At 68.5% G+C, this 7,041-nt stretch carries 10 protein-coding genes and 1 pseudogene; 7 read left to right on the plus strand and 4 right to left on the minus strand.

What is annotated here, in order from left to right; all coding sequences use genetic code 11:
- From NI18_RS26735 to NI18_RS08625, 7 genes are all read left to right on the plus strand, one after another.
- Positions 1 to 207 (plus strand): hypothetical protein (locus NI18_RS26735; protein ID WP_037529437.1); only part of this gene is annotated, 207 nt, incomplete at its 5' end.
- Positions 204 to 509, plus strand: a complete 306-nt coding sequence (locus tag NI18_RS26740; RefSeq protein ID WP_306286311.1) for a hypothetical protein — start codon at positions 204 to 206, stop codon at positions 507 to 509. The genes NI18_RS26735 and NI18_RS26740, both read left to right, overlap by 4 nt.
- A 94-nt stretch (positions 510 to 603) precedes the next feature.
- The gene (locus NI18_RS26745; protein WP_306286312.1) at positions 604 to 1,107 is read left to right on the plus strand and encodes a hypothetical protein; all 504 of its coding nucleotides are present in this window, start codon (positions 604 to 606) and stop codon (positions 1,105 to 1,107) included.
- Complete coding sequence (locus tag NI18_RS08610) at positions 1,107 to 2,123, plus strand: LLM class flavin-dependent oxidoreductase (protein ID WP_037529438.1); 1,017 nt, start codon at positions 1,107 to 1,109, stop codon at positions 2,121 to 2,123. Before NI18_RS26745 ends, NI18_RS08610 begins: the two co-directional genes overlap by 1 nt.
- Positions 2,120 to 2,854 (plus strand): ATP-binding cassette domain-containing protein, encoded by a 735-nt coding sequence (locus NI18_RS08615; protein WP_084215117.1) that lies wholly within the window; start codon positions 2,120 to 2,122, stop codon positions 2,852 to 2,854. The genes NI18_RS08610 and NI18_RS08615 overlap by 4 nt, the downstream gene beginning before the upstream one ends.
- On the plus strand, positions 2,851 to 3,513 hold the full coding sequence (locus NI18_RS08620; RefSeq protein ID WP_037529440.1) for a methionine ABC transporter permease: 663 nt from the start codon (positions 2,851 to 2,853) through the stop codon (positions 3,511 to 3,513). The genes NI18_RS08615 and NI18_RS08620 overlap by 4 nt, the downstream gene beginning before the upstream one ends.
- Before the next feature lie 8 nt (positions 3,514 to 3,521).
- Positions 3,522 to 4,316 (plus strand): MetQ/NlpA family ABC transporter substrate-binding protein, encoded by a 795-nt coding sequence (locus NI18_RS08625; RefSeq protein WP_037529442.1) that lies wholly within the window; start codon positions 3,522 to 3,524, stop codon positions 4,314 to 4,316.
- On the opposite strand, the gene NI18_RS26750 is transcribed toward NI18_RS08625, so the two are convergent.
- The 4 genes and pseudogenes from NI18_RS26750 to NI18_RS25605 all read right to left on the minus strand — a co-directional run.
- Positions 4,286 to 5,176, minus strand: a complete 891-nt coding sequence (locus NI18_RS26750) for a phospholipase domain-containing protein (protein ID WP_306286314.1) — start codon at positions 5,174 to 5,176, stop codon at positions 4,286 to 4,288. The two genes, NI18_RS08625 and NI18_RS26750, sit on opposite strands and share 31 nt — an antisense overlap.
- Positions 5,107 to 6,300: an alkaline phosphatase family protein gene (locus tag NI18_RS26755; protein WP_306286313.1), complete on the minus strand. Its 1,194-nt coding sequence runs from the start codon at positions 6,298 to 6,300 to the stop codon at positions 5,107 to 5,109. The genes NI18_RS26750 and NI18_RS26755 overlap by 70 nt, the downstream gene beginning before the upstream one ends.
- A 283-nt stretch (positions 6,301 to 6,583) precedes the next feature.
- Positions 6,584 to 6,847, minus strand: a complete 264-nt coding sequence (locus NI18_RS08635; protein WP_037529445.1) for a hypothetical protein — start codon at positions 6,845 to 6,847, stop codon at positions 6,584 to 6,586.
- Positions 6,844 to 7,041 (minus strand): annotated as a pseudogene (locus NI18_RS25605) (SAM-dependent methyltransferase); the annotation flags it as partial. The gene NI18_RS08635 and the pseudogene NI18_RS25605, both read right to left, overlap by 4 nt.

Below are 7,041 nucleotides of genomic sequence, written 5' to 3' on the forward strand. Positions count from 1 at the left end.
CCCGGTCGCATCGTCGCCACGCTGACGAGCGCGCCGCAAGCGTGCCTCGTCGAGATCGCGCAGGTCGATCCCGCGGATCCATTGAAGCGACCGCCGGCGCCGGCGCCGTTCGCTAAACCCAGGCTTGATCGGGCCAAAGCCGCTATCGATGGCGGTCCCCGCGTCGGCGTGGCAGAGGGCGCGCTCAATTCATCCGAGGCTTCATGACCGATCTCGCCGTCCTTTACGAACATCCCGCCTGGTTCGTGCCGCTGTTCGCGGCGCTCGACGCGCGCGGCGTCGAGTTCTCGCGCGCCACGCCGGACGGGTTCTGGAACCCCGCGGACCAGACTGCGCCGGCGCGCGTCGTGTTCAACCGGATCGCGATGTCGAGCTTCCTGCGCAGCGACGAGCATCCGATCTTCGACACGATGGCGATGCTCGATCACTGGCGCCGCACCGGTGCGCGCGTGATCAACGGCGCAACGTGCTCGCGATCGACGCCTCCAAGGCGCGGCAATTGTCGCTGATCGCATCGCTCGGCCTCGCAATCCCCGAGACGCGCGTCGTCCACCGCGCCGCCGACATCGTCGCGCGGCGCAGACGCTGCGCTTTCCGCTGGTCGTGAAGGCCAATATCGGCGGTTCGGGCGCGGGGATCATCCGCTTCGACAGCCTCGACGAACTCCGCGCCGCGGTCACCGACGATGGCCTGCCGGGCAGCGTCGACGGCGTGTTACTGGTGCAGGAATATGTCCCCGTCCGGGGTGGCGCGATCACCCGGATCGAGACGCTCGACCGCAAGTTCCTCTATGCGATCGACGTCGCAGGCGGCGGCGCGTTCGATCTCTGCCCCGCGGATGCGTGCGTCGTCCCCGGCTCGGGGATCAAGATGGCCGCGGTCGAGCCGTCGCAGGTGCTGAAGGATGCCGCCGAGGCGATCGCGCGCGCGGTCGATCTCGATGTCGGCGGGGTCGAGGTGATGATCGACGACCGCGACGGCGTCGCGCGCTTCTACGACATCAACGCGCTGTCCAATTTCGTCGCCAAGCCGCTCGACGTGCTCGGCTGGGATCCGCATGACCGGCTCGTCGATTACCTGATCGAACAGATTGGGAAGACTCGTTGATGCGCTATGGCTATTGGACTCCGGTTTTCGGCGGCTGGCTTCGCAACGTCCCCGACGAGGGGATGGAGGCGAGCTGGGCCTATACCAAGGCGCTGACGCAGAATGCGGAGCGCTGGGGCTATGACCTGACGCTGATCGCCGAGCTGAATTTGAACGACATCAAGGGTGTCGAACAGCCCGCGCTCGATGCGTGGTCGACCGCGGCGGCGCTGGCGGCGGTGACCGACAGCATCGAGCTGATGGTCGCGGTGCGCCCCAATTTCCACCACCCCGCGCTGTTCGCCAAGGCGGCGGCCAATATCGACCGCATCTCAGGCGGGCGCCTCGCGCTCAACGTCGTGTCGTCCTGGTGGGCGGACGAGGCGAAGCAATATGGCCTGCAGTTCGACCAGCATGACGATCGCTATGCGCGGACCGACGAATGGCTCTCCGTCGTCGACGGGTTGTGGACGCAGGAGCGGTTCGACTTTGCTGGGCAGTTCTACACCACCGAGCAGGCGATCTGTTCGCCCAAGCCCGTCAAGCGCCCCACCGTCTATGCCGGCGGCGAGAGCGAGAAGGCGAAGGCGATGATCGCGGCCAAGTGCGACGCCTATGTCATGCACGGCGACCCGGCCGACGCGATCGCGCCGAAGATCGCCGACATGGCGGCGCGACGCGAAGCCGCGGGCGGCGCACCGATGCAATACGGCATGGCCGCCTATGCGATCGTCCGTGACAGCGAGGCCGAGGCAAAGCGCGAGCTCGAGCGGATCACCAGCGTCACCGAACTGCCCGCAGGCTATGCCAATTTCGACCAGTGGCTGTCGGGCACGCAGCTCGAACGCGAACTGAAGATCCAGGAATATTCGGTCTCCAACCGCGGACTGCGCCCCAATCTGGTCGGCACGCCCGAACAGCTGAAGGAGCGGATCGCGGAGTATGAGGCCGCCGGGCTCGACCTGCTCTTGCTCCAGATGAGCCCGCAGGCTGAGGAAATGGAGCGGTTCGCGGTGCAGGTCATGGGGTCCGCATGATCCGCCTGCGCGACGTTTCCAAAACCTATCCGGCGAGCGATGCGGCCGCGCTCGACGGCGTGTCGCTGGAGATTCCGGCACGCGGCGTGTTCGGGGTGATCGGTCAGTCGGGCGCGGGCAAGTCGACGCTGATCCGGCTGATCAATGCGCTCGAACGGCCGACGTCCGGGCGCGTCGAGGTCGACGGGATCGACGTCGCAGGCCTGTCGGCGGCGGATCTGCGCGCGCTCCGGCGGCGGATCGGCATGATCTTCCAGAATTTCGGGCTGCTCTCCTCGCGGACGGTCGCGGCGAACGTTGCCTTCCCGCTGGTGCTCGCCGGCGTCGCGAAAGCGACCCGCGAGAGCAAGGTCGCCGCCTTGCTGGACCGGGTCGGCCTGTCCGATCACGCCGACAAATACCCTGCTCAGCTGTCGGGCGGGCAGAAGCAGCGCGTCGGTATCGCCCGCGCGCTCGCCACCGACCCCGACATCCTGCTGTGCGACGAGGCGACGAGCGCGCTCGACCCCGAAACCACGCGCTCGGTGCTGACGCTGCTGCGCGACCTCAACCGCGACCTCGGGCTGACGATCGTCCTGATCACGCACGAGATGGACGTCGTCCGCTACGTCTGCGACCGCGTCGCGGTGCTGGAACGCGGCCAGGTCGTCGAGACCGGCACCGTCACCGACATCTTTGCCCACGCCGCGCATCCGGCGACCCGGCGCATGCTGGCGGCGCTCGCGGCATGACATTCTTCGAAAATGTCGACTGGTCCGATATCGGCCAGGCATGCCTCGACACGCTCATCATGCTCGGCGGGTCGCTGGTGCTGACGATCCTGCTCGGCCTGCCGCTCGGCGTCCTGCTGTATCTGACCGGCAAGGGTCGGCTGATCGAGAACCGGCTTGCCAATGGCGCGCTCGGGATCGCCGTCAACATCCTGCGATCGGTGCCGTTCATCATCCTGCTGATCGTGATGATCCCGCTGACCGTGCTGCTGGTCGGCACGTCGCTGGGCGTCGCGGGGGCGATCCCGCCGCTGGTGGTGGGGGCCGCGCCCTTCTACGCACGTCTGGTCGAGGGATCGCTGAAGGAGATCGACCGGACGACGATCGAGGCGGTGCAGGCAATGGGCGCGACGACCCGCCAGATCGTGACGCGCGCGCTGATCCCCGAGGCGATGCCGGGGCTGATCTCGGGCGCCACCGTCACCGCGGTCGCGCTCGTCTCGTTCACCGCGATGGCCGGGGTGGTCGGCGCGGGCGGGCTCGGCGATCTCGCGATCCGGTTCGGCTATCAGCGCTTCCAGACCGATGTGATGGTCGTCACCGTCGTCCTGCTGGTCGTCCTCGTCCAGATCATCCAATATGCCGGCGACGCGCTCGCCCGCCACTTTACCCGCGGCTAGGAAATGCCATGAACCGCCGCACGCTTCTCGCCTCGCTCTCGCTGCTCGCGCTCGCCGCATGCGGTGGCGCCAAGACGGATGACGGCACGGCGCTGACCGTCGCCGCAACCGCGGTGCCGCATGCCGAGATCCTCGAATCGATCAAGCCGGCGCTCGCCAAGCAGGGTGTCGATCTCAAGATCCGCGTCTTCAACGATTATGTGCAGCCCAACCTCCAGGTCGAGCAGAAGCAGATCGACGTCAGCTATTTCGAGACCAAGCCCTATCTCGACGAGTTCAACGCTTCGCGCGGCACGCATCTGGTTCCCTATGCGGGCGTCCATGTCGAGCCGCTGGGCGCCTATTCGCGCAAGTGGAAGACGATCGCGCAGGTCCCGAACGGCGCGACCGTCGCGATCCCGAACGAGCCGAGCAACGGCGGCCGCGCGCTGCTGCTGCTGCAGAAGGCCGGGCTGATCACGCTGAAGAACCCGACCAATGCGCTGTCGAGCCTCAACGACATCGCGACCAACCCCAAGACCCTCAAGTTCAAGGAGCTGGAGGGCGCGACCCTGCCCCGCACGCTCGGCGAGGTCGATCTGGCGCTGATCAACACGAACTATGCGCTCGACGCGAAGCTGAACCCGGTGCGCGACGCGCTCGCGATCGAGGACAAGAACAGCCCCTATGTCAATTTCGTCGTCGGCCTGCCCGGTGGCGACAAGGATCCGCGCGTCGTCAAGCTGATCGCCGCGCTGCGAAGCCCCGAGACGCGGCGCTTCATTGCGGACCGTTATGCGGGCGCGGTGCTCCCCGCGTTCTGAGCCGCGGTGACGAACGGATCGCTGCACGTCATCCGCCCGGGCGCATCGACCCGCCCCGAGACGCGGCGGCGATAGGTCGGCGCGGTCGCCGCGGTGATCGTGACGTCGTACCAGCCATGGCTGTTGCGGAGCGGCCAGCGGTAGCGCGTGTCGACCAGCCCGGTCACGAGCGCCGCCGCCCCGACGCGCTCGACCTGCGCGACCAGCCCGTGTTCGCGGTGTCCGGCGGGGAGCACTAATGCCAATTCGGTCGGTGTCGCGTGCCAGACGAGCCGCGACACCAGTGCCGGGTCGTCACGATGCCCCGCATAATGCCGGTGGAAGCCGTTCGGGCCTAGCACCCAGAGGTCGTAGCGGCCCTCCGCGTCGAACCCCCATTGCCCGTCCAGCGTGCGCCCGGGCTCGACCGTGAAGCGGCGTGGCGGCTGGTCCAGGCTCCGGCGGTCATAGACGTGGAAGACCGCGGCCTGCGTGCCGTCGGCCGCAAAGTGCAGCCGGATCGCGTCACCCGTCATCGTCTCAGCGACGCGCAGCGCATAGGGTAGCGGGCGGGACCGGCGGATGCCGGGTTCCTGCCACGGGAGGGACTCGCCCGGCGGTGCCTGCGGGCTCGGCTGCCGGGGGATCGCCGCGGCGCGTGCGGCATCGGCGCGCGGATCGGGCATCGCCACGAAGGGCGCGACGTCGGCGGCGGTGAAATCGAATGCCGAGGTCAGGTCGCCACAGACCGCGCGGCGCCATGGCGTGATGTTGGGCTCGTGGACATCGAACCGCTGTTCGAGGAAGCGGATCACCGAGCTGTGGTCGAACACCTGCGAATTGACCCACCCGCCCCGGCTCCACGGCGAGACGACGTACATCGGCACGCGCGGCCCCAAGCCATAGGCGCGGCCGCGTAGGCGGGGGAGGTCGAGCGCGCGTCGCCCTTGCTCGGGCGGAGATGGTAACTGCCGGTCAGATCGACGGTCGATCCGCCGAGCAGCGTGCCGTCGGCGGCGCGCGACGGCGGCGCGGGCGGCGGGACATGATCGAAAAAGCCGTCATTCTCGTCGAACATGACGAACAAGGCGGTCCGCGCCCAGATCTTCGGATCCGCGGTGAGCGCGTCGAGCAGTTCGGCGGTATAGGCCGCACCCTGTGCCGGGCTCGACGGACCGGGATGCTCGGATCCCTTCGCGGTGGCGATGACATACGACACCTGTGGCAGTCGCCCGGCCAGCACGTCGGCGCGCAGCGCGTCGAGCCCGCGCGTCGTCAGCCCCCGGTCGCGCAGTTCCGCGTCGCCTGCCGCATGATGCGCCGCGCGGAAGGTGGCGAACCCGACCAGCGGGTTGTCGGTGAAATTGTCCGCCATGTCCTGATAGATGCGCCAGTCGACCCCCTTGGCCTGCAACCGCTCGACGATCGTGGTCCAGCGATAGGGTTCGGGATCGCCGCCATCCTCCGGGAAACTGTCATGCGAATTGCCGATCGCCGGACCGCCCAGCGTGCCGCCGGGATCGTTGGTGCCGCTCCACAGGAACAGCCGGTTGGTGTTGGTCCCCGTCTGCACCGAACAGTGATACGCGTCGCACAGCGTGAACGCCTCGGCGAGCGCGAACTGGAACGGCAGGTCCTCGCGCCGGTAATGCCCCATCGCGCGCTGGCTCTTCGCCTCGGGCCAGTGCGCCATCCGCCCCTCGTCCCAGCCACGCTGCGCATCGGGCCAGCTGTGCGGCGTACCCTCCATCCGCATCAGGTCGAAATTGGTGCGGGTGGCGAGATGAAAGGGCAGCACGGTCCGCGCGCCGCCCGGTGCCGTCCGGTCGCGCTGATACCAGACCGGCGCCGCCGCCCCGCCCGCAGCCGTTGCCGGCACGGGGATCGGCAACCGGTCGGCAAAGCCGCGGACGCCGCGCAACGTGCCGAAATAATGATCGAACCCGCGATTTTCCTGCATCAGGATGACGACATGCTCGACATCCATGATCGAGCCCGTCTTCACATCGGGCGCGATCGCCGCGGCGCGCGCGATCGCCGCGGGAAACGCGGACAGCGCGGCACCGGTGGCGCCTGCACCGAGCAGTGTACGACGGGAGACATCGGGTCATCGGGGGCAACCCACAGGAGGAGCGCATGGTCCGCAAACGCCCGCGGACCATGCCCGGTTCAGATCGGCAGTCGAGCGACAGCGGCGACGGCGTGTTCACCCGGGATCGTTAGTGCCGACAGGTTGCACCGGCGTGACACGCGATCGTCGACGATGTCCGTGACAGGCGCTTTCGCGGTCAGCGGCCGGAGCCGTCGCAGCCCCGTCCGCGCCGACGCAGGCGCGCGGCATGGACGGCGTCGACCGTGTGGCTGTGCCCGCGGCGTTCCGCCCGGACCATCTGCCCGACGCGTTTGCCGTGGATCATCAGCGGCAACCCGAGCAGCGCGAGCGGGAAGAAGAGGAGCATCAGCGGCGATCCGTCGACCGCCATGCACAGCGCACAGGAGACGGCCATCAGCGCGAAGCCGCCCGCCTTCCATTGCAGGTCGCGCCGCGTCATGCCGCCTGCCTCCGCACGCGCGTCGCGACGGGATCGCCGATCACGAGGGTGCCGGCGGCCGCCAGCAGCCGCGCGATGCCGCCGTCCTGGTCGTGGCACAGCACGATGTCGGCGGGGAAATCGGCTTCGCGGGCGAGCGCCTGCGCCAGACCGCCAACCTCGAAGTCGAGCCCGATCGCGGGATCGTGCAGCCG

This window comes from Sphingomonas sp. Ant20 (genome assembly GCF_000783375.1).
GTDB classification, from domain to species: Bacteria; Pseudomonadota; Alphaproteobacteria; order Sphingomonadales; family Sphingomonadaceae; genus Sphingomonas; species Sphingomonas aerolata.

Bases quoted from the DNA above. Each gene is read 5' to 3' on its own strand.
- NI18_RS08620 (WP_037529440.1), top strand. From the start codon at position 2,851: ATGACATTCTTCGAAAATGTCGACTGGTCCGATATCGGCCAGGCATGC.
- NI18_RS26750 (WP_306286314.1), bottom strand. From the start codon at position 5,176: ATGTACGTCGTCTCGCCGTGGAGCCGGGGCGGGTGGGTCAATTCGCAG.
- NI18_RS08635 (WP_037529445.1), bottom strand. From the start codon at position 6,847: ATGACGCGGCGCGACCTGCAATGGAAGGCGGGCGGCTTCGCGCTGATG.
- NI18_RS26740 (WP_306286311.1), top strand. From the start codon at position 204: ATGACCGATCTCGCCGTCCTTTACGAACATCCCGCCTGGTTCGTGCCG.
- NI18_RS08625 (WP_037529442.1), top strand. From the start codon at position 3,522: ATGAACCGCCGCACGCTTCTCGCCTCGCTCTCGCTGCTCGCGCTCGCC.
- NI18_RS08610 (WP_037529438.1), top strand. From the start codon at position 1,107: ATGCGCTATGGCTATTGGACTCCGGTTTTCGGCGGCTGGCTTCGCAAC.
- NI18_RS08615 (WP_084215117.1), top strand. From the start codon at position 2,120: ATGATCCGCCTGCGCGACGTTTCCAAAACCTATCCGGCGAGCGATGCG.